This window comes from Verrucomicrobiia bacterium (assembly GCA_036405135.1).
Taxonomy (GTDB): domain Bacteria; phylum Verrucomicrobiota; class Verrucomicrobiia; order Limisphaerales; family JAEYXS01; genus JAEYXS01.
Map to the genome: position 1 here is coordinate 207,689 of DASWYF010000010.1, position 19,661 is coordinate 227,349.

General features: G+C 56.7%; 19 protein-coding genes. 10 read left to right on the plus strand and 9 right to left on the minus strand.

The features are described from left to right. Nucleotides 1–39 precede the first annotated feature (39 nt). Nucleotides 40–1,578 (plus strand): ATP-binding protein, encoded by a 1,539-nt coding sequence (locus VGH19_04935; GenBank protein HEY1170695.1) that lies wholly within the window; start codon nucleotides 40–42, stop codon nucleotides 1,576–1,578. Nucleotides 1,579–1,621: 43 nt separating this feature from the next. Beyond that, entirely contained in the window at nucleotides 1,622–2,497 is an 876-nt protein-coding gene (locus tag VGH19_04940; protein ID HEY1170696.1) for a LysR family transcriptional regulator, read from the plus strand. A gap of 65 nt (nucleotides 2,498–2,562) precedes the next feature. On the opposite strand, the gene VGH19_04945 is transcribed toward VGH19_04940, so the two are convergent. Further along, nucleotides 2,563–3,498 carry a LysR substrate-binding domain-containing protein gene (locus VGH19_04945; protein HEY1170697.1) on the minus strand — a complete coding sequence of 312 codons (936 nt, stop codon included), beginning with the start codon at nucleotides 3,496–3,498 and terminating at the stop codon, nucleotides 2,563–2,565. 90 nt (nucleotides 3,499–3,588) lie between these two features. Between VGH19_04945 and VGH19_04950 the strand changes: the two genes are divergently transcribed. Genes VGH19_04950 through VGH19_04960 form a run of 3 tightly spaced genes read left to right on the plus strand, consistent with a single transcriptional unit; the run spans nucleotide 3,589 to nucleotide 9,369 of the window. After that, nucleotides 3,589–4,788 carry an efflux RND transporter periplasmic adaptor subunit gene (locus tag VGH19_04950; protein HEY1170698.1) on the plus strand — a complete coding sequence of 400 codons (1,200 nt, stop codon included), beginning with the start codon at nucleotides 3,589–3,591 and terminating at the stop codon, nucleotides 4,786–4,788. 17 nt (nucleotides 4,789–4,805) lie between these two features. Continuing rightward, entirely contained in the window at nucleotides 4,806–7,970 is a 3,165-nt protein-coding gene (locus VGH19_04955) for an efflux RND transporter permease subunit (protein ID HEY1170699.1), read from the plus strand. Continuing rightward, on the plus strand, nucleotides 7,963–9,369 hold the full coding sequence (locus tag VGH19_04960) for an efflux transporter outer membrane subunit (protein HEY1170700.1): 1,407 nt from the start codon (nucleotides 7,963–7,965) through the stop codon (nucleotides 9,367–9,369). The genes VGH19_04955 and VGH19_04960 overlap by 8 nt, the downstream gene beginning before the upstream one ends. 99 nt (nucleotides 9,370–9,468) lie before the next feature. Here VGH19_04960 and VGH19_04965 read toward each other — a convergent pair whose 3' ends face one another. The 3 genes from VGH19_04965 to proB all read right to left on the minus strand — a co-directional run bounded on the left by VGH19_04965 (nucleotide 9,469) and on the right by proB (nucleotide 12,743). Further along, entirely contained in the window at nucleotides 9,469–10,587 is a 1,119-nt protein-coding gene (locus VGH19_04965; GenBank protein HEY1170701.1) for an aminopeptidase, read from the minus strand. A 236-nt stretch (nucleotides 10,588–10,823) separates the two neighbouring features. Then, nucleotides 10,824–11,492, minus strand: a complete 669-nt coding sequence (locus VGH19_04970) for a MazG family protein (GenBank protein HEY1170702.1) — start codon at nucleotides 11,490–11,492, stop codon at nucleotides 10,824–10,826. Between the two features lie 177 nt (nucleotides 11,493–11,669). Beyond that, entirely contained in the window at nucleotides 11,670–12,743 is a 1,074-nt protein-coding gene (gene proB / locus VGH19_04975; GenBank protein ID HEY1170703.1) for a glutamate 5-kinase, read from the minus strand. Nucleotides 12,744–12,953: 210 nt separating this feature from the next. On the opposite strand from proB, the gene VGH19_04980 reads away from it, so the two are divergent. From VGH19_04980 to VGH19_05000, 5 genes are all read left to right on the plus strand, one after another. After that, nucleotides 12,954–13,313, plus strand: a complete 360-nt coding sequence (locus VGH19_04980) for a metalloregulator ArsR/SmtB family transcription factor (protein HEY1170704.1) — start codon at nucleotides 12,954–12,956, stop codon at nucleotides 13,311–13,313. Further along, complete coding sequence (locus tag VGH19_04985) at nucleotides 13,297–13,791, plus strand: SRPBCC domain-containing protein (protein HEY1170705.1); 495 nt, start codon at nucleotides 13,297–13,299, stop codon at nucleotides 13,789–13,791. Before VGH19_04980 ends, VGH19_04985 begins: the two co-directional genes overlap by 17 nt. Before the next feature lie 293 nt (nucleotides 13,792–14,084). After that, the gene (locus tag VGH19_04990; GenBank protein ID HEY1170706.1) at nucleotides 14,085–14,891 is read left to right on the plus strand and encodes a DUF899 domain-containing protein; all 807 of its coding nucleotides are present in this window, start codon (nucleotides 14,085–14,087) and stop codon (nucleotides 14,889–14,891) included. Between the two features lie 139 nt (nucleotides 14,892–15,030). Next, nucleotides 15,031–15,297 carry a hypothetical protein gene (locus VGH19_04995; protein HEY1170707.1) on the plus strand — a complete coding sequence of 89 codons (267 nt, stop codon included), beginning with the start codon at nucleotides 15,031–15,033 and terminating at the stop codon, nucleotides 15,295–15,297. Nucleotides 15,298–15,591: 294 nt separating this feature from the next. Then, the gene (locus VGH19_05000; GenBank protein ID HEY1170708.1) at nucleotides 15,592–16,017 is read left to right on the plus strand and encodes a GFA family protein; all 426 of its coding nucleotides are present in this window, start codon (nucleotides 15,592–15,594) and stop codon (nucleotides 16,015–16,017) included. 106 nt (nucleotides 16,018–16,123) lie between these two features. Here VGH19_05000 and VGH19_05005 read toward each other — a convergent pair whose 3' ends face one another. The 5 genes from VGH19_05005 to VGH19_05025 form a co-directional block, all read right to left on the minus strand. Beyond that, entirely contained in the window at nucleotides 16,124–16,741 is a 618-nt protein-coding gene (locus tag VGH19_05005; GenBank protein HEY1170709.1) for a hypothetical protein, read from the minus strand. 106 nt (nucleotides 16,742–16,847) lie between these two features. Beyond that, the gene (locus VGH19_05010) at nucleotides 16,848–17,387 is read right to left on the minus strand and encodes a hypothetical protein (GenBank protein ID HEY1170710.1); all 540 of its coding nucleotides are present in this window, start codon (nucleotides 17,385–17,387) and stop codon (nucleotides 16,848–16,850) included. Between the two features lie 424 nt (nucleotides 17,388–17,811). After that, entirely contained in the window at nucleotides 17,812–18,198 is a 387-nt protein-coding gene (locus VGH19_05015) for a hypothetical protein (protein HEY1170711.1), read from the minus strand. 6 nt (nucleotides 18,199–18,204) lie between these two features. Beyond that, complete coding sequence (locus VGH19_05020; protein ID HEY1170712.1) at nucleotides 18,205–18,618, minus strand: hypothetical protein; 414 nt, start codon at nucleotides 18,616–18,618, stop codon at nucleotides 18,205–18,207. Between the two features lie 14 nt (nucleotides 18,619–18,632). After that, the gene (locus VGH19_05025; protein ID HEY1170713.1) at nucleotides 18,633–18,824 is read right to left on the minus strand and encodes a hypothetical protein; all 192 of its coding nucleotides are present in this window, start codon (nucleotides 18,822–18,824) and stop codon (nucleotides 18,633–18,635) included. Nucleotides 18,825–19,661 lie beyond the last annotated feature (837 nt).

Sequence of the window (19,661 nt, forward strand, 5' to 3'; positions counted from 1 at the left end):
AGAGCCGATAGCCAAGAGGTCAGTCGGTAAAGCCGTGGAATGAGCGACAACTGGACAAATGTATTAGGGCAAGCAGCGTGGCCCGTCCTTTCAGTAGGGGCGGATGGCCGGGTCGCGGGCGTTAATGATGCCGCTGTCCAATGTTTTGGGTTTGATTCAGTGGGCAAGCCTTTCAGTGATTTGTGGGATGTGGCGAATTCCTCGGATGCGGGAGCATTTCTTCGCCAATCGGTTCTTACCCCAACACCTGCAGTCATCCAGCTCAAGGCGGTGGATGGCGAGAAGATCGCGTTCTCCACTTATGCCAGCCCCATTCATATAGATGGCGGCACGGGTTGTCTCTTGCAGCTTTTCCGGGAGGTTGCCGCTCCGGCCACGGGCAATACCACAATGTTTTTCCGACAGCCGGAGAAACCCCCTGCTGGTCCAATGGACCCGGCACAGATCCACAAGCAAAAGCTGGAGTGTGCTCTGCAGTTGACGCGCACGGTGGCATTGGATTTCAACAACGCCCTGACCAGCGTGCTCGGTCACACCTCGCTCATTCTCCGCAAACTTCCGGCAGACAGTCCGTGGCGGAATTCGTTGGTGGAAGTGGAGAAGTCAGCAGAGAAGGCGGCGGAGATCGCGCATGACTTGGCGGTGTTTAGCCGTCAGGAGAAGGACACGAAGGCGCAGGTCGCTGGTAATCTGAACGATCTGCTCCGCAATGGTGTGGAATCTTTCCGTGGCCTCGCGGGCAATGGTGTGGAGTGGAAGTTGCATCTGGAGAGCAAGCTTTACACGGCGAATTTCGAAGAAGGCAAGATGCAGCAGGCCGTGATGAAGGTGCTGGAGAATGCCGTCCAAGCGGTGAACAAAACGGGACGCATCACGGTGGTCACGCGGAATCGAGATGTCGTCGAACCGACGCAAGATGGCGCGGTGATGTTGGCTCCCGGAGCGTATGTTTGCCTGGAAGTTTCAGATAGTGGTGCAGGTATTGCGAAAGAGATTTTGCCGCGCATTTTTGAACCGTTCTTCACGACCAAATACGGGCATCGCGGGTTGGGTTTGGCTTGGGTTTACGGCATTGTGTCGAATCATGGCGGGTTGATCGCCGTATCCAGCGTGCCGGGCCAAGGCGCTTCCTTCCGCATCTACCTGCCGGCACAGAAACGCGTGGTGCAGGACCGCGTGTATAACGATGATGAGCTGCGCGGCAACCAGACCATCCTCATGGTGGATGATGAAGATCTGCTGCTCACCATGGGCGAGATGGTGCTCGCCTCGTTCGGCTACCGCGTCATCACGGCTAATAACGGTCAGCGTGCGTTAGAAGTCCTGGAGGAGCAGGGGCCACGGATAGATTTGCTAATCACCGATCTGGTGATGCCGAAGATGAGCGGTCGCGAACTCATCGAAAAGGTACGGCCTAATTATCCCTACCTGCCTATCATCTGCACATCCGGTTACGTACGTTCGAAGGGCGCAGAAGATTCTAACGGAGAGGTATATCTTCAAAAGCCGTTCAGCAGTCAGGACTTGTTGCTAAAAGTCAAGAAGGTGCTTAATCCGGAAGAATATCACACGGCGTAACATAAGTTGACTTTATTTTTGTTTCCTAATAAAAGACTGCCTCATGCAAATTGAGAGTCTGAAAGTTTTTACTGATCTTGCGGAAACGGAGAGTTTTACGAAGGCAGCCCAAATCAACAGCGTGACGCAGTCCGCTGTGAGCCAGCAGATCAGTTCGCTGGAACGCCACTTCAAATCCATCCTCATCGAGCGCAGCAAGAAGAAGTTCCGGCTGACCCGTGAAGGACAGGTCCTTTACGAGTACAGCAAACAGATTATCCAAACTTACGATGCTCTGCAGAACCGCATCCAAGAGATCAAAGACATCGTTTCTGGCACGATCCGCGTCTCCACGATTTACAGCATCGGTTTGCATGACCTGCCGCCGTATCTGAAGCAATTCCTGAAGCAGTTCCCGACAGTGAACGTGCATGTGGAATATCGCCGCGCGAATCAGGTGTATGATGACGTGCTCGGCAATGTGGTGGACATCGGCCTCGTGGCTTATCCGCAGAAGGAACTACGCCTGGAAGTGATCCCCTTGCGCGAAGACCCCATGGTGCTCATCTGCCATCCGCAGCATCCCTTCGCCAAGGCGAAGCAGATCAAGCTCAAGCAGATCGCAGGACAGAAATTCGTGGGCTTCGAGCCGGATATCCCGACACGCCGCGCCATCGACAAGGTGTTCAAGGATCACGGTGTCTCGCTGATGCCGGTGATGGAGTTCGACAACATTGAGACGGTCAAACGCGCTGTGGAAATCGATGCTGGTATCTCCATCGTGCCGCACAACACCATCCTGCAAGAAGTCTCCAAGCAAACGCTGGTGGAAGTGAAGATCGAAGACGCAGAATTCTTCCGTCCGCTCGCGGTGATCTACAAGAAGAGCAAAGTGCTCTCCCCGGCGATGAAGCAGTTCATCACGATACTGAAGAACTGATATCTTTTAGGGAAAAAAGGCCGTTCTGATCAATCAGGACGGCCTTTCTCATTGAAGGTGATGGTTCAAGCAGCCCGCAAAACCGTCGGAGCCGGATATGCTTTTCGCCCTTTAGTTTCAGGCTTTAGGAGCTTGATGAAGTTGTGCACAAGTTGTGACGCTTCATCCTTCCGCCACACGGCCCACATATGCAGTTCCAGATGTTCCGTCGCGCCTTCGAGGGGCACGATCTTCATCTCCAGATTTCGATATGTCTCCAGCGCGTGCAACATGAGCGAGATGCCGTGCCCGCTGGCGATGATAGAAGCGAGTGAATCGAAGCCCTGGCAGTATTTTATCCGGCGCGGTTTCAAGCCCTCGGAGGCAAAGAGGCGGCGTAAATGATCGGCATGGTCGGAATTACATTCGGTGCCGATACACACGAAATTTTCATCGACCAGTTCTTTGAGCGAAAGCTGCGGGCGACGGATGAGCCGATGATTGCGAGCCACAGCGATGCCGAGGGAAGATTGCAGCACGAGCAGTCGCTGAAAATGGGGTGAATTACTGCCGTTATCTCCAAAAGCAAAAGCGATCTGCAATTCACCTGCGGCCAGGCCGGTCATCTGGTCTGGAAAGGGCAGCTCCTGCAACACCACTTCCACATCGGGAAAAGCCTCGTGAAATGACTTCAGCGCGTTGGGCAGAAAGATGGGAGCGAGAGCTCCTGCACTGCCCACTGTGAGTGTTCCGCGACGTCCCGCCGCGGCTTCTTTGGCCAAGGCAGCGGCGCGTTGGGCGTGAGCTAAAATCTGTTGTGCTTCAACGAGATAGACGCGTCCGGCATCCGTAAGCGAGGCACGCACGGTGTTGCGTTCCAGTAGGCGGACGCCGAGTTCATCTTCCAAATCTTTGATCTGTTTGCTGAGCGCCGGACGGGTGAGATGCAGGCGTTCGGCGGCACGACGGAAATTCAGTTCCTCAGCAACGACGGTGAAGTAGCGGAGATGTCTGAGTTCCATACGTTTCTGGTAGAGTGGTAACAAAAAGTTACGACCTTGGAAACATCAAAGTCATTCTGGGGAACGCGTTTAGGTGTAGTTTGGAACGGAATGAAATCGTTTTATGCAGGTGTGATGGTAGTGCTCCTGGTGCTGACAGGAGCGGGATGCGGCAAAAAGAAGGAAGGCCCGCCGCCCGCGCAGCCGCCCGTGGAAGTCACCGTGGTGACGGTGAAGGAAGAGCCGGTGAGCGTCATCACGGAGTTGCCGGGGCGCATCAGTCCCGTGCGTGTGGCGGAAGTGCGCGCCCGTGTGCCCGGCATCTTGCTGGAAAAGAAATTTCAAGAAGGCGCGGATGTGAAGGCGGGCGATCTGCTCTTCCAGATCGATCCTGCGCCGTTGAAGGCCACGATCAGCAGCGCGAAAGCGGTTCAGGCACGCGCGGAAGCGAATCTGAAACAGGCGCAATCGCAGGCGAACCGTTACAAGGAACTGGTGGAGATCAACGCTGTCTCCCGTCAGGAATTCGAGAACGCCACGGCTTCTGTGCAGGTGTATGAAGCGGAAGTGCTCGCGGCTAAGGCGACGGTGGAGACGGCAGGATTAAATCTCGGCTATGCCAGTGTGACGGCACCGATCTCCGGTCGCATCGGGCGCACATTGGTGACGGAAGGTGCCTTGGTGGGACAGAACGAGGCGACGCCCATGGCGGTCATCCAGCAATTAGACCCGGTCTATTTCGATTTCACGCAATCCACCACGGACCTGCTGAAACTTCAGCGCGCGTTGAAAGAAGGCAAACTCAAAAGCGTAGCTCCCAATGAAGCGGCAGTGACGTTGATCCTCGAAGACGGCACGACTTATCCGCAAGCTGGCCGTTTGCTTTTTACGGACATCTCCGTTGAGCAGGGCACGGGCATGGTGACCTTGCGCGCAGAGTTCCCGAATCCAGATCGCACGCTGTTGCCGGGCATGTTCGCGCGGGCAAAGGTGGAGCAAGCGGTGAACACGCAGGCGATCACAGTATTACAACGCGCGGTGACGCGTGGGGCGAACGGCTCCGCAAGCGTGATGCTGGTGAAGGCGGATGAGACCGTCGAATCCCGTATGATCAAAGCTGACACCGCGAATGGTGATCGCTGGATTGTGGCGAGTGGATTGAAAGCCGGTGAACGTGTGGTGGTGGAAGGTCTGCAGAAGATCCGCCCCGGTGCGAAGGTGACGACGAAGCCGTTTGATCCGAATGCACCGTTGAACACGAACCAGCCGCCAGCGGCTGTCACCAATGCGACCAAGAAGGCCGCGCACTGAGCTAAGGAGTTTTCATCATGGCCAAATTTTTCATCGACCGGCCGGTTTTTGCGTGGGTGGTGTCCATCCTCATCATGGTGTTGGGGGCACTCTCCATCACGCAGTTGCCGGTGGCGCAGTATCCGAACGTTGCACCGCCATCCATCTCGGTATCGGCGACGTATGCCGGTGCTTCTGCTGAAACGTTACAGGATACGGTGACTTCTGTGATCGAGCAGCAGCTCAATGGTATCGACAACCTGCTCTACATGTCGTCCTCCAGCGATGCATCTGGTCAGGCGACGGTGACGCTGTATTTCCAACCGGGAACGAATCCAGACACGGCGCAAGTGCAGGTGCAGAATAAGGTGCAGCTTGCCACGCCGAGTTTGCCACAGACAGTGCAGCAGCAAGGCATCACGGTGGCGAAGGCCACGCGTAATTTCATGATGTTCTTCACGCTGTCCACGCCGGACGGCAGCCTGGATGAGATCGCGCTGGGTAATTACATCGCGGCCAGTGTGCTAGACCCCATCCGCCGTGTCTCCGGCGTGGGTGAAGCGATGATGTTCGGCACCCAGTATGCCATGCGCATCTGGATGAATCCTGAGAAGCTGACGAGCTATGGGCTCACGGCGGATGACATCCGCACGGCCATCCAAAACCAGAATGCGCAAATCCCTGTGGGTCAGTTGGGCGCGCGTCCCTCGGTTGAAGGCCAGCAACTCAACGTCATCTTGCAGGGACGTTCCACGCTGCGAACGGTGGAGGAGTTCGAGAATATCTTGCTGCGTTACAATACCGATGGTTCGCGGGTGCGGCTCAAGGACGTGGCGCGTGTGGAGATGGGTGGTCAGGATTATTCCACGCAAGCCCGTGTGAATGGGCATCCCTCGGCGGCAGTGGCCGTGAAGCTCGCGCCTTCGGCTAATGCCTTGAACACGGCGAAAGCAGTGCGCCAGAAGGTGGAAGACCTCTCCAAGTTCTTCCCGCCGGGTGTGGAAGTGAATTACCCGCTGGATACCTCGGCCTTCGTGGATATCTCGATCAAGGAAGTGATCAAGACGCTGGCCGAAGCGATCTTGCTGGTGTTCCTCGTGATGTATCTCTTTTTGCAGAACATCCGCACGACTTTGATCCCCACGATCGTAGTGCCGGTGGCCTTGCTGGGCACGTTCGGCATTATGTTCGCCTTCGGTTTCTCCATCAACGTGCTGACGATGTTCGGCATGGTGCTGGCCATCGGTATTCTCGTGGATGATGCGATCGTGGTGGTGGAAAACGTGGAACGCATCATGAGCGAAGAAGGGCTGTCGCCATTGGAAGCCACACGTAAGGCGATGAGCCAGATCACCGGGGCGCTCATCGGCATCTCGCTTGTGCTCACGGCGGTGTTCATCCCCATGGCATTCTTCAGCGGTTCTGTGGGCACGATTTACCGGCAGTTCTCCCTCGCACTCGTCGCGTCAATGTTGTTCTCCGTGTTCCTCGCGATGTCACTGACGCCAGCCTTGTGCGCTACCTTGCTCAAGCCGGTGGAGAAGGGGCATCATCATGAGAAGGGTGGCTTCTTCGGCTGGTTCAATCGCACGTTCGCGAAAACGACGACGCGTTATCAATCATGGGTCGCAGGCATCCTGAAATGGACGGGCACTTCGATGGTGGCATTTCTGGCCATCGTGGTGGCGGTGGGCTTCCTCTATATTCGGATGCCGTCCTCCTTCTTGCCAGAAGAAGATCAGGGCTACTTCCTCACAAACATCCAGTTGCCTGTGGGTGCCACGCAAGCGCGCACATCTGAAGTGTTGAAGCAGGTGGAGGATTATTACCTCGCGCAACCGGAGATCGAGAGTTTCATCACGGTATCCGGTTTCAGCTTCAACGGTCGTGGGCAGAACTCCGCGCTCTCGTTCGCACGCTTGAAGGATTGGAAAGAGCGCAAAGGCGCGGATCATACCGTGCAGGCGGTCATCCGTCGTGCCTTCGGCCATTTCTCGAGCATCAAAGACGCGATCATCTTCCCGCTGAATCCACCGGCTATCTCGGAGCTGGGCAATTCCGCTGGCTTCGACTTCCAGTTGCAAGACCTGGCGGGCTTGGGACATGAGAAGTTGCTCGCGGCGAAAAATCAGTTGCTCGCGGAAGCGGCGAATAATCCGCATGTCACCGGCGTGCGTATGCAAGGGCTCGAAGACGCCGCGCAGTTGAAGATCGAGATCGATGAGGACAAGGCGAGCGTGCTGGGTGTGTCCCTCGGTGACATCAATACGACGCTGCAAACGGCGCTCGGTTCGAGCTACATCAACAACTTCGTGAACGGCAACCGCATCCAGCGCGTGATCGTGCAACTGGATGCGCCTTACCGCATGACGCCGGATGACATCACCAAGATCTTCGTGCGGAACAAAGCGGGCACCATGGTGCCGCTCTCGGCCTTCACGAGCCTGAAGTGGATCTACGGCGCGCCACAGTTGCAGACGTATAACGGCTTTCCTTCCGTGCAGATCGTCGGTGCTGCACCAGTTGGTGGCAGCACGGGCGTGGCGATGGATGCGATGGAAGAGATGGCGAGCAAACTGCCTGCGGGCATCGGCTACGAATGGACGGGGCAATCCTATGAGGAACGTCTTTCCGGCTCACAAGCGCCGATGCTCTACGCGCTCTCCATCCTCATCGTGTTCCTGTGCCTGGCCGCGCTCTATGAGAGTTGGTCCATCCCGGTGGCAGTGCTGCTGGTGGTGCCGTTGGGTGTGTTAGGCGCACTCATCGCAGCATCGATGCGCGGGTTGCCAAACGATGTGTATTTCAAAGTCGGCTTGCTCACGACGGTGGGTCTCGCGACGAAGAACGCGATCTTGATCATCGAGTATGCGAAGGATTTGCAGGCGACCGGCAAAGGCTTGATGGAATCCATTCTGGAAGCCGTGCATTTGCGGTTGCGGCCGATCTTGATGACGTCGATGGCATTTGTGCTGGGCGTGTTGCCGCTGGTGATCAGCCGCGGAGCCGGTTCCGCGAGCCAGAACGCGATCGGCACGGGTGTGGCCGGTGGCATGATCTCGGCAACAGTGCTGGCGATCTTCTTTGTGCCAGTATTCTACGTCGTCATCCGGCGGATGTTCAAAGATAAAAAAGCGCCCGAACCGCCACTAGCGGGGACGGAACCGCTCAAGCCTTCGACGGAAGGAGGTCACCATGCGTAAGATTTATTGGTCAATGGCAATGACAGCAGCCCTGCTCACGGGCTGCACGATGACACCGAAGTATGAGCGACCAGCGGCACCGGTCGCGGGCACGTGGCCCGCTTCAGTTACTGCGACGAACGGCGTCAGCACCGTGGCAGCAGAGCTGGCGTGGCAGGACTTCTTCCAAGACGCGCGCTTGAAACAGGTGATCGGACTGGCACTGGCGAATAATCGCGATTTGCGCGTGGCCGCGCTGAATGTGGAGATCTCGCGGGCACAGTATCGCATCCAGCGGGCAGACTTGTTGCCGACGGCGGATGCGGGTGCTGCGTTCACCCGGCAGCGCACTGCGGCGACGGCTTTCAGCGGGCCGACCATTGGTAATCAATACAGCGTGTCCGGTGTGGCGTCGTATGAATTGGACTTGTTCGGGCGCGTGCGGAGCTTGAAGAGCCAGGCGCTCGAACGTTTCTTTGCGACTGAAGAAGCGCGGCGCAGTGCGCACATCGCGCTGATCGGTGAAGTGGCGTTGCAATATCTGAACCATCAATCGCTGATGGAGCAGGTGAAGCTGGCCGAGCAAACGCTCAAGACGGTGACTGATTCGCTGAACCTCACGCAGAAGCGTTTCGAGCTAGGTGATACATCACAACTGGATGTGCGCTCGGCGGAATCGCTGGTGCAACGTTCACGCGCAAGCCTTGCAGCATATCAACAGCAACTGGCGCAGGCGGAGAATGCGTTGACGTTCCTCGTAGGCGCACCGTTGCCTGCCGATCTGCCGCCACAGACGCCTTTGAATGACAAGGGCGCGATGGCGGAAGTGTCCGCAGGTATGCCAGCAGATTTGTTGCAGCGTCGTCCAGACATCTTGGCGGCGGAGCATGAGTTGAAGGCGGCGAATGCGAATATCGGTGCTGCCCGGGCGGCGTTCTTTCCGCGCATCTTGCTGACGGCGGGTGGCGGTACGGCGAGCGCGCAGCTCTCCGATCTGTTCACGGGGCCATCCATGGCGTGGAACTTCTCGCCGCAGATCACGGTGCCGATCTTCGAGGGTGGACGGAATCGCGCAAACCTCGATGTGGCGAAGCTAAGCAAGGAAGTGGAAGTGGCACAGTATGAGAAGGCCATCCAGACAACATTTCGCGAGGTGGCAGATGCGCTGATCGTGAAGACGTGGATCGATGAGCAGATGTCCGCTGGGCAAGCATTAGTGACAGCGCAGCAACAGCGGTTCACGCTGGCGGATGCGCGCTACAAACGCGGAGTGGACAGCTACCTTGCGGTACTCACGGCGCAGCAAGACTTGTATGCAGCACAGCAGACGTTGATCAACGTCCGGTTCGTGCGTCTGGCGAACCAGGTGACGTTGTATCGCGTGCTGGGTGGCGGCTGGAGCGAGCCGAAGAAGGATTGATGATTTAGCGCCGTCTGTCGGTTATCCTCCCGACTGGCTGGCGCAAATAAGCGGCTGATGATTCGTCATCAGCCGCTTTACGTTTTTAAAGAGGGCTAGTTACTTCAAGTTCGCCGGGTTCAGCGGCTTCAGATCCTTCGGCAGGAAGATGCCGTCTTTGCGAATCAGTTCGCCATCGAACCAGACTTCGCCGCCGCCCCATTCGGGACGTTGGATGAGCACCATGTCCCAATGCACAGCGGAGCGATTGCCGTTGTCGCATTCCTCATACGCCTGGCCAGGAGTGAAGTGCAGGGAGCCCGCGATCTTCTCATCGAAGAGGATGTCGCACATCGGCGTGAGAATGTAAGGATTGAAGCCGAGGGAGAACTCGCCGATGTAGCGTGCGCCCGCGTCGGTATCGAGAATCTCGTTCAGGCGCTTCGTGGTGGTGGCGGTGCTGGCGGTGGCTTCGACGACTTTGCCGTTCTTGAAGGCGAGGCGGATGCCTTCGAACTTCGTGCCGGAGTAAAGTGTGGGCGTGTTGAACTGGATCACGCCGTTCACGGAGTCTTTCACGGGGCAGCTAAAGACTTCGCCATCGGGGATGTTGCGGTCACCCTTGCACATCTTCGCACCGATCTTTTTGATGCTGAAAGAAAGGTCGGTGCCAGGGGAAACGAGGCGCACCTTGTCCGCTTTCTTCATGCGTTTCTCGAGCGGGACCATGGCCTTGGCCATGCGCACGTAGTCCATGGTGCAGACGTCGAAATAGAAATTCTCGAAGGCTTCGGTGCTCATGCCCGCGGCTTGGGCCATGCTGGGCGTGGGCCAGCGGAGGACGCACCACTTGGTCTTGTTCACGCGGTAGTTCAACACCGGGCGAATGGTCTTCGAGTAAACGGACATGCGCTCACTGGGCACGTCGGAAGATTCGTTGGCGTTCGCGCTGCCGCGGATGGCGATGTAGGACTGCATCTTCTTCATCCGGAACATCTCGATATCGCGGATGATGGCGGCGTGCTCGGGATTCGTCTCGCGGACGACTTCACGCACGAGCCGGGTATGACGGGCTTCCACGAAGGGCAGGGCGCCGACCTTGCGTGCGGCGCGCATGAGTTCCACGGTGAACTCGTCGGGGACATCGATCATATCGAGCAGGACGCGTTCGCCTTTCTTGAGGGCGGTGGAATATTCGATGAGAAGTTTGGCCAGCTTCGCGTAACGTGGATCGGTCATAGTTGCTGAGTAGTAAATTAGACCCCGGCAGAAGAAAGTCCAGCGAGAGAATGGGGCGGTGTACGAGGCGTGGTAAGGACCGGTACCACCCGGTCCCTTGCGGAAAGTCTTTTGGAAAGGGGGGTGAAAATTCGCGAGCAGCTTATTATTTGAAGTGCAGCTTGCGGAAAGAGTTTGGGACCGGGTGGAACCGGTCCTTACCATGCTGTAGAGAACAGGCGAGGGCGTCAGTCCGACTATGGCTTGGCTTGTTTCGATTCCAGTTTGCGCAGGGTTTTCTCTTTCCGTTTCACTTCTTCGCGCAAGAGGGTTTCGGCGGACCAGCCTTGTTGTTGGGCGTAGGCGGCGAGATGGAAGAGGTGTTCAGCTAGCTCCTTCTTCGAGGGGGCTTTCTTGGTGCTGATTTTGGCGTCGAGGAGCTTGGCTTTACGGGCTTTCTTCACGAGCTTCTCGGCGCGTTGGAGGGCGGGGAGATGTTTCGGGATGCCGTCGAGAGCAGAAGGGCGCTCGTGTTCGGTGCCGACTTTTTCAGCGCGCTTGATGGCTTCCCACTTGGTGAGGACGTCTTCGACGGAACTTACCTTGGTGTCGCCAAAGACGTGGGGGTGGCGGTTCACCAATTTGTCAGAGATGCGGTGGGCGATCTTATCGAAATCAAATGCGCCGCGTTCGTGGCCGAGTTGGCAGTGGAAGACGACTTGGAAGAGCATGTCGCCAAGTTCCTCGATCATCTCGGGTTCGTCGTTGGCTTCGATGGCGTCGATGAGTTCGTAAACTTCCTCGATGGCGTGCTCGCGCAAGGTCATGTGGTCCTGCTCGCGGTCCCACGGGCAGCCATCGGGCGCGCGGAGGCGGGCGGCGATTTCAGTGAGGCGGTCGATGCCGGATTGTTTTTTGCGGGCCATAAATATTTTAACGCTTTTAGCCTGACGTTCACCCCTCACCCCGGCCCTCTCCCCTCCGAGGGGCGAGGGAGGTGGGGCGTTGTTGACGTTACCTTGATCTGCTTTGCAATCGGGTGATCAGTTGCTTCGGCGGCGGCGCGGTGGGACACCGCGCCCTACCATTGTAAAATTACCACTCTATAAAATCACCAGGTTGTCGCGGTGGACGATCTCCACTCGTTTGGCTTCGCCGGCGCGGATGAAATCGGAGTCGTAGGCGGCGATGCCGCGGGCGAATTCGGTGCCGTCCTTGTCACAGATTTTCACGACTTCGCCAGCGCCGAAGTTGCCTTCGCAGCGGGCGATGCCAGGTTGCAAGAGGCTCTTGCCGGATTCGCGTAATGCTTTCTTTGCACCGTCATCCACCACCAAGGTGCCTTTGGGTTTGTGGAAGAAGGCGATCCAGCGTTTGCGGCTCTTGAGCTTGCGCGTGCTGGGGAGAAAGAGGGTGCCGACTTCTTCGTGCTTGATGATGCGGTCGAGGGAATCGCCGGTGAGGCCGGAGGCGATGATGAGCGGGATGCCGGAGCGCGTGGCGATCTTGGCGGCCTGCATCTTGGAGAGCATGCCACCGACGGCGGTGGTGCTGGTGGTGCCGCTGGCTTCACCTTCCGCTGATTCCACTTTTTCCACGGTGGACATGAGGCGGGCGCTGGGCTTGCCGAAATTTTCAATGACGCCATCTACCGTCGTGAGGATGACAAGCAGGTCGGCGGGCAAGAGCGCGGCGACGAGGGCGGAGAGTTTGTCGTTATCGCCGAACTTCAGTTCGGTGAAGGAGACGGCGTCGTTCTCGTTGATGATGGGGACGACGTTGCGGTTGAGCAAAGTGACGAGCGTGTTGCGCGCGTTCAGGTTGCGTTCCTTGTGCTCCAGATCGGCGTGGGTGAGGAGGACTTGCGCGACGTGGATGCCGAAGGGGGCGAATAGGGACTCATACATCGCCATGAGGCGGGACTGGCCGACGGCGGCGCAGGCCTGTTGCTCGGAGACCTCAGTAGGGCGCTTGTCAAAGCCGAGCACGCCCATGCCTGCGCCGACGGCGCCGGAGGTGACGAGCACGACTTGTTTACCCGCCTTTTGCAACCGGGCCAGCTGGGCGACGAGCGCCTGCATGCGGTTAAAGTCGAGACGCTTCTGGGCATCGGTCAGCACGCCAGTGCCGACCTTGACCACGATCCGATCCATGTGCTTGAGCAATTCGCTCCGCATAAAATTCAGGCGCAGAACGTAGCGAGATGGACGGGAATGTCCAATGACGAAATGGGGGGAGATTTACCACGGAGACACGGAGAGCGCGGAGTTTATAGCCACAGATTGAACACGGAATCACGCGGATGAGGGTGAGAGCATGAGGTGCAGGATTTGATTTGCGGGAAATTTAATTTGCATTCACTTCGATTGTGTTCAATATTCAACCAGATGGTTGAATATAAATCCAAGTTGTTGGACCGGACTTTTGGGGCGCTTGCTGATCCGACGCGGCGGCGGCTTTTGGAGCAGCTGGCGGTGGGGGATGAGTGTGTGACGGATCTGGCGAAGGCGCATTCGATGTCGCTGGCGGCGGTGTCGAAGCATCTCATCGTGCTGGAGAAGGCGGGGCTGGTGAAGCGGCGGAAGCAGGGGCGGGTGCATTCGCTGAAGCTGGAGGCAAAGCCGATGCGGGAGGCGCAGGCGTGGATCGATCGTTACCGGAAGTTCTGGGAGGGGAACTTGGATCAGTTCGAGAAATATTTGGAAACCTTACAAGCGAAAGAGAATAAAAATGTCATCGATAAATAAAGTGGAGAAGCCGGATAATGCGACGCTGATCATCACGCGTTTGCTGAATGCACCGCAGGAGCTGGCGTTCCGGGCGTGGACGTCGCCAGAGCATATCCGGCAGTGGATGCGGCCGGAGCCGGGGATGATCGTGCCGTCGGCGAAAATGGATCTGCGGGTGGGCGGGAAATTGCGCATCCAGATGCAGGATCCGAAGGGGGAGTATTTTACGGCGGCGGGCGAGTTTCGTGAGGTGAAGGCGCCGGAGAAGCTGGTGTATACGTGGGATTGGGAGAAGGACGGGAGCGGCGATGATTTCGGTGAGGGAGAAGGGAAGGTGTCGCTGATCACGGTGGAGTTTTTGAAGCGGGGTGAGAAGCAGACGGAGTTTGTGATGACGCATACGCGGTTTGCCACGGTGGAGAGCCGGGACAGTCATGCGGGTGGATGGGGGCGCGCGGTGGATGTGCTGGCGGAGTATGTGGAGAAGGTGGGGTAAGTGTGGCAACGGCTGAGGGAATACGGGCACCCCTCACCCCGGCCCTCTCCCCTCCGAGGGGAGAGGGTGGTTAAGCACTTCGGCGTTTTCACGCATGCCGACAAATCGGTGCGTTTGCCTGGCGGGTGGTTGCTTGGTTCGGGTTGTTTGAGGCTGTGCGTGTCTGTTGGGAGACCCTCGACTGCCGGCAAGATGCCGGCAGCACGTTGCGGCGGCGTGTTTGGTCGAGTTGTTGTGAAATGAAATCGGCTGGGTCTGTTTTTACGGGGCCAGTCATAACTGAAAGGTGAATTATGAGTGCAGTGATATTGGAAGCGCAGGAACATAGGGTGGTGTCGCAGAAGGAGTGGTTGGTGGCGCGGAGGGAGTTGCTGAACAAGGAGAAAGAGGCGACGCGGTTGCGGGATGAGTTGGCGGTGGCGCGACGCAAGCTGCCGTGGGTGGAGGTGGAGAAGGATTATGTTTTTGATTCACCGAACGGCAAGGTGAAGCTGACGGATCTGTTCGCGGGGCGGAAGCAACTGATCGTTTATCATTTCATGTTCGGGCCGGACTGGCAGGAGGGGTGTCCGAGTTGTTCGTTTGTGTCGGATCATTTTGATGGGGCGCTGGCGCATCTGGAGGCGCGGGATGTCACGTTGGTGGCGGTGTCGCGAGCAGCGCTAGCGAAGATCGAGGCGTTCAAAGGGCGAATGGGCTGGCATTTCAAATGGGTGTCATCGAGCGGGAGTGAGTTCAATCATGACTTCCATGTGTCATTCACGGCGGCGGAACTGGCGACGGGGAAGGTGAATTATAATTACGTGATGCAGGAGTTTCCGAGTGCGGAGGGGCCGGGCATCAGCGTGTTCTTCAAGGATGCGAATGGGGACATCTTTCACACGTATTCCACTTTTGGACGGGGTGTGGAGGATGCGATGAGCACGTATCGGATGCTGGATATGGTGCCGAAGGGGCGGGATGAGGGTGATCTGGAGTTTCCGATGGCGTGGGTGCGGTATCATGATCGCTACGGCACGAATGAGTTTGCGGATGCGGACAAGCCGTATTGGCCGGAGACGGAATCCAAGTCGGCGTGTGGGTGTGCGAAGAAGGGGTGAGGGGGCCCGGCACCCCTCATCCTCAATCCTTCTCCCCTCCGAGGGGAGAAGGAAGATGGGGCCTTTTTCATCGCCGGTTTGATTGCGCATCCAAGCGCTGTTTAAAATGACAAAAGCGAATTGCGGCTGCCAAACTACGATGCGCGTTGATGAAACGATTCATCCACGTGTGTCGAGGTGGCGGCGGGCAGGTGAGTTGGCGGGGTGGATCGTGCCGGGGGCGGTGCTAGCGTTGTTGCCGAAGTGTCCGGCGTGCGTGGTGGCGTATGTGGCGTTGGCGACGGGGATCGGGATATCGTTGCCGACGGCGGCGTATCTGCGGGTGGGGATGATGGTTTTGTGCGTGGGGGTGTTGGGGTTTGTTTTGGTGAGGTGCGTGAAAATATGGAGAATCAATCGCGTGTGAGTGAGTTGGCTAAGTTGTGAGGCAGTTTTGCTTATGGATGTTGCCTTCCTCACCCCGGCCTTCTCCGCCGAAGCTCGGCTTGCCTACAGGGGATAGGGGGAACATTTGGCGCCTGCTGGAGAGATTTGGAAGCTGCGGGTGGGCGAGTGCGTTTGCCTGGCGGATGGTTGTTCGATTCTGATTATTTGAAATAGAGCGTGACTGGCGTGAGACCCTTTACTGCCGGCAAGATGCCGGCAGCACGTTGTTGGTGTGCTCGGCGTTGATGAAGATTTAACAATAAACTAAATATTTATGAGCAAAATTGCGGTTCCTTTTTCAGGTGGGTGTGCGTGTGGGGCGGTGCGGTATGAGGCTTCGGCGGAGCCGGTGGTGATGTTGCATTGTCATTGCCGGGATTGCCAGAGATCGAGTGGAGGACCGTTCTCATCTTTTGTGGTGGTGCCGACGGAGGCGTTCAAGTTCACGAAGGGGGAGTTGAAATTTCATGCGTCGCCGAGTGAGGCGGGTGGGATGACGCGGCGCGGGTTTTGTACGGAGTGCGGTTCGCCGGTGATGGGGAAGCCGGACATGGTGCCGGGCATTGTGGCGATCCGGGCGGGGAGCATGGATGATCCGAGCGGGTTCAATCCGCAGATGGATGTGTGGGTGTCAGATGCGCTGGTGTGGGATAAGATGGATGCAAGTTTAGCTAGGTTCGGAAAATATCCGGTGATGTGAGAAAAGGAGTTACAAGTTTTCAGCGGGGAAAGGGCGAAGTTTTAGCCATAGATTTAACACAGATCACACGGATAAATCGTCGGGAAGATTTGAGGAGTGGTGAGCCTCATTTATAGGATGCTGAGCAGGATTTATGGTCGGCGTAGAGCAGGGCGAGGGAAAGCACGGTGCTGAAGGTCCAGAGGAGGGTGATCATGAGTTTGGCGGTGCGCCAGTCGCCAGCGATGTAGCCTTGCTCCATGTAGTCAGGGCCATAGACGAAGCGGGCGACGACACAGGCGGCAAGTTTGCAAGCGAAGATGAGAAATCCACCGAGTATGATGGAGGCATAGGGCCGCTGGGGGATTCGACGCAGGATCCATGGAATGATACCGATAGCGGGGATGACGGAAAGGATGGCCATCAAGGAAAAGGGGAAATGTGTGGTAACTCCGGTGGCGAATCCGAATGCGATGAAGAGAACGGCGTTGGTCAATACGGCAATCAAAGCAGCTACGGTGCGGATGTGCCATGTGGTGATGTTGCTTGGCAGGCCGCAGGTGCGGTGGAATTCAGTCACGAGCCAGGCGTTCATGATGCCGAGGTAAAGGCAGGAAACATCTGTGGCTGCAGAGGTCACGAGTATGGGGATGGGTAAAAAGGTGGCGATGGCCCATGCGGGTATGAGGGCGCGAAGTTCGGTGGTGAGGGAGTGAGGGGAAGCAGAGGAGGTGATATGCGCCATGGGTTGTTTGTGATGGTTGTTTTGCTATCGTTAGCCCTGCCGACTGTCATTCGGCGACATCACCGCAGTCGCGGGACAGGCAGCAGGTTACCAACCTGCGCTACGATCAGAGGCCGTGGTAATCAAGCATGACGCCGCAGCCGGTGCAGGCGTGGATGCGGTAGCGGCGTCCTTCATTACGGCGATGTTCCAAGTCTTTACTGCAGCTTTGGCAGCAGAGGTTGCCGAATATGTTTCTATGGAGCTTATCGCTGCCGCATTCGGGGCAGTGGGTTAGAATCCTTTCATCGAGAGAACAGTTGCAGGCCGGGCATTTCAGCGCGGGGGTGGCCCAGAGCAGGCCAATGCCGATGATGATGGAAATAACACATAGGATGCCCAAGGGGGTGAACCAGCTTTGGGGAACCGGTGCGCGATCTAGCAGGAGATGGGTGATACTATTTAACAGCAGTGCAGCTAAGAATGGGCCGCCGCCTCCGAGAAAGGCGATCGCGGCTTGCCGCTGGCGACGGCGGTAGAGTTCGGTTTGAGGGAGAAACATCTCCTGGAAACGGATGGTTTCCTGAGGGGTATACTTGGAGCCCGGTGTCTCAGGGATAGTGGCGAATCCACGGAGCGGTCGCGTAGTGGGAGGAGCCTTGGGCATGGCAGTAAGCTAATCAGAAAAGGGAGGGTTCGTCAAATTGAGCCACGGATTGAACACGGATCACACGGATAAATTACGGGGAAGATTAGGGAGTTAGTGAATTGATTTATCGTTGCGGCATGCTGGATTGTGTGGCCTGCCGACTACCAGTCTGCGCTACGAGTGAGTTTTAATGCGCAGATGGATGTGTGGGTGTCAGATGCGCACGCGTGGGACAAGATGGATGTGGCGCTGGCGAAGTTTGAGAAATATCCCACGATGTGAATGACCCATGACGAAATCCGAATGACGAACTAAATCTCCAAACACCAGGGAAATGACAAGGGAAACATCGAACATCCAACATCGAGAGGGGAAAACGAATCAACCGAATGGGGTCAGCCGAATTTTGGTGGGAAGTATCTCGGGGCTGACGGTTTTATGGTCAGTCTTTCAGGAGTAGTTGCCTGAGTTGGACGATATGATTGAAGCCCCAATTGCTGAGGAGCAGGGGAGCGAGAGTCAGACCGGTCGCGAGCAGGGCGAAGGCGAGGTAGTTCCAGCGGCGTTGGATGGTGGCGAAGATGCCGCCGGTAAAGGCGCACGCGCCGCCACATAGGAGGGAGGCGAACCAGGCGATCGCGAGATGGTAGGTAACACCCAGAGGGCGGATGGCGGTGCCAGGGGCGAGTGCTGCGGTATCAAGATAGAACAGACGCAGCACATAGCCAATGCGACAGAGGGCGAGGAGGGTGATGGCGAGGGCAGTCCAGATCAGGATGGGGCTGACCTTCGGGGAGCGGAGCCATGCGATGGTGCGTGAGGTGTTCATTACTTTCTATTTGGTCAAAATATGACGGAACGAAATCCACCAAAGAACAGAACTGCCAGTAAGCAAGTATGCGATGCCCCAAAAAAGTGTCCAGAGCGGGGTGGGGGTGGAATCTTGAAAAGCGATTGGAGTGATGATCAGTGCTGAAAAAGCGAAAAGTAACAGGTATGGAATAGGTGTCTGGCATTTGAAGCGATTGACTATCAAGCGCGCCAATAATGCTTGGGGCAAGACAGCTACTAAAAATGCGACGGTGGAGAAGATGATGGCGATGGCAGGGACAAATATGACGGTAAGAGGGTAGCCATCATCCGCTATAGCGGCTGCTGGACCGCCGATATCAGTCACCCAAGCTACGATGTAAATGAAGGTGAGCGCGGCGAGGCTACTGAAGAATCCTAAGAGCGGGTGGCGTAACATGGGTGGGACATGGTTCACCGGCCATCAGGTTTGGCACACCATTTCTCGGCGGCGAGCCAGAGGAGGGGGCCGGTGAAGAAGGCGATGCCGATAAGGAAAAGGCCGACGACAGTGGCGAAGAGCCCCGGCTGAGAGATGACGATGGAGCCGCTGAGGAAGAAGGCGGTGAAGGATAAACCAGCAGCGGTGCGGGCGAGAGTTTTCATTAGAGTCCTTTGATGGTAAACTTACTTTGTGATACAAAGTTAATTATGTCAAGCCGGTTGCACCGGCGGGCTAATTTTTGGGAAAGGTGAATGGGACATATAGGTCTCATGGGACAAATGGGGCTGATTTTTTTAACTGAGTAAATTTTCGATGAGGTCGGCGAAGGTGAATTTGGATGAAAAAGCGGAAATCTTGGATCGGAATTATCTCTCTTGGAATAAGTTGGGAGAAATGTCGCTTATAGATAACACATTGTGGTGGTTTGAGTGGGTGCGGTGAGGGATAGTGGGATTGCTGACAACTCGTTGTCGGTAAAGGAAGGGCTGCAAGCCGGTTACGTGTTTCGGGTTTTAAGTTTCGGGTTAGGGACACGGAAGGCTGAAATCCCCGCTGAGTGATTCGATGGAATCGTTTTGGCAATTCCTTATGGAACCGTCAGGGCCGAAGTTCGGCTTCCTTATATGGGGAAGTGAGAATCTTGCTTCGGGGTCTCTGCTGAAGTTTGGTGGGGCAGTTGCGAAAAGAGTTTGGGCTCGTCAGGAGCCTCGCCCTACCGAGGTGGGTAGGATCTGTGGGTGTATCGGGCGTTGTTGTTGGGGCTCGTAAGCTGGAGGGGGAAAGGGACGCCGGTGAAGAATAAAACCGGGGAATCCTGAGTAGCCACTGCGGAACCAGCCGGGTTTCAAATATCGCTTAATTTGAACTCTCAATCGTAGGGAGGAAGAAGACGGTAACTCGCAGGGGTCGGGTGGTTTCATTGCTCTTTGACATAGTTCCTTGAGCCATCGTCGGACGATGGAGTTGGAAAGTTTTCAGTGTTCAGTTTTCAGCCCGGT

Bases quoted from the DNA above. Each gene is read 5' to 3' on its own strand.
- VGH19_04980 (HEY1170704.1), top strand. From the start codon at position 12,954: ATGGTTGAATATAAATCCAAGTTGTTGGACCGGACTTTTGGGGCGCTT.
- VGH19_05000 (HEY1170708.1), top strand. From the start codon at position 15,592: ATGAGCAAAATTGCGGTTCCTTTTTCAGGTGGGTGTGCGTGTGGGGCG.
- VGH19_04955 (HEY1170699.1), top strand. From the start codon at position 4,806: ATGGCCAAATTTTTCATCGACCGGCCGGTTTTTGCGTGGGTGGTGTCC.
- VGH19_04950 (HEY1170698.1), top strand. From the start codon at position 3,589: ATGAAATCGTTTTATGCAGGTGTGATGGTAGTGCTCCTGGTGCTGACA.
- VGH19_04945 (HEY1170697.1), bottom strand. From the start codon at position 3,498: ATGGAACTCAGACATCTCCGCTACTTCACCGTCGTTGCTGAGGAACTG.
- proB (HEY1170703.1), bottom strand. From the start codon at position 12,743: ATGCGGAGCGAATTGCTCAAGCACATGGATCGGATCGTGGTCAAGGTC.
- VGH19_05025 (HEY1170713.1), bottom strand. From the start codon at position 18,824: ATGAAAACTCTCGCCCGCACCGCTGCTGGTTTATCCTTCACCGCCTTC.
- VGH19_04960 (HEY1170700.1), top strand. From the start codon at position 7,963: ATGCGTAAGATTTATTGGTCAATGGCAATGACAGCAGCCCTGCTCACG.
- VGH19_04990 (HEY1170706.1), top strand. From the start codon at position 14,085: ATGAGTGCAGTGATATTGGAAGCGCAGGAACATAGGGTGGTGTCGCAG.
- VGH19_05015 (HEY1170711.1), bottom strand. From the start codon at position 18,198: ATGAACACCTCACGCACCATCGCATGGCTCCGCTCCCCGAAGGTCAGC.
- VGH19_04965 (HEY1170701.1), bottom strand. From the start codon at position 10,587: ATGACCGATCCACGTTACGCGAAGCTGGCCAAACTTCTCATCGAATAT.
- VGH19_04935 (HEY1170695.1), top strand. From the start codon at position 40: ATGAGCGACAACTGGACAAATGTATTAGGGCAAGCAGCGTGGCCCGTC.
- VGH19_05005 (HEY1170709.1), bottom strand. From the start codon at position 16,741: ATGGCGCATATCACCTCCTCTGCTTCCCCTCACTCCCTCACCACCGAA.
- VGH19_04970 (HEY1170702.1), bottom strand. From the start codon at position 11,492: ATGGCCCGCAAAAAACAATCCGGCATCGACCGCCTCACTGAAATCGCC.
- VGH19_05020 (HEY1170712.1), bottom strand. From the start codon at position 18,618: ATGTTACGCCACCCGCTCTTAGGATTCTTCAGTAGCCTCGCCGCGCTC.
- VGH19_04985 (HEY1170705.1), top strand. From the start codon at position 13,297: ATGTCATCGATAAATAAAGTGGAGAAGCCGGATAATGCGACGCTGATC.
- VGH19_05010 (HEY1170710.1), bottom strand. From the start codon at position 17,387: ATGCCCAAGGCTCCTCCCACTACGCGACCGCTCCGTGGATTCGCCACT.
- VGH19_04940 (HEY1170696.1), top strand. From the start codon at position 1,622: ATGCAAATTGAGAGTCTGAAAGTTTTTACTGATCTTGCGGAAACGGAG.
- VGH19_04995 (HEY1170707.1), top strand. From the start codon at position 15,031: ATGCGCGTTGATGAAACGATTCATCCACGTGTGTCGAGGTGGCGGCGG.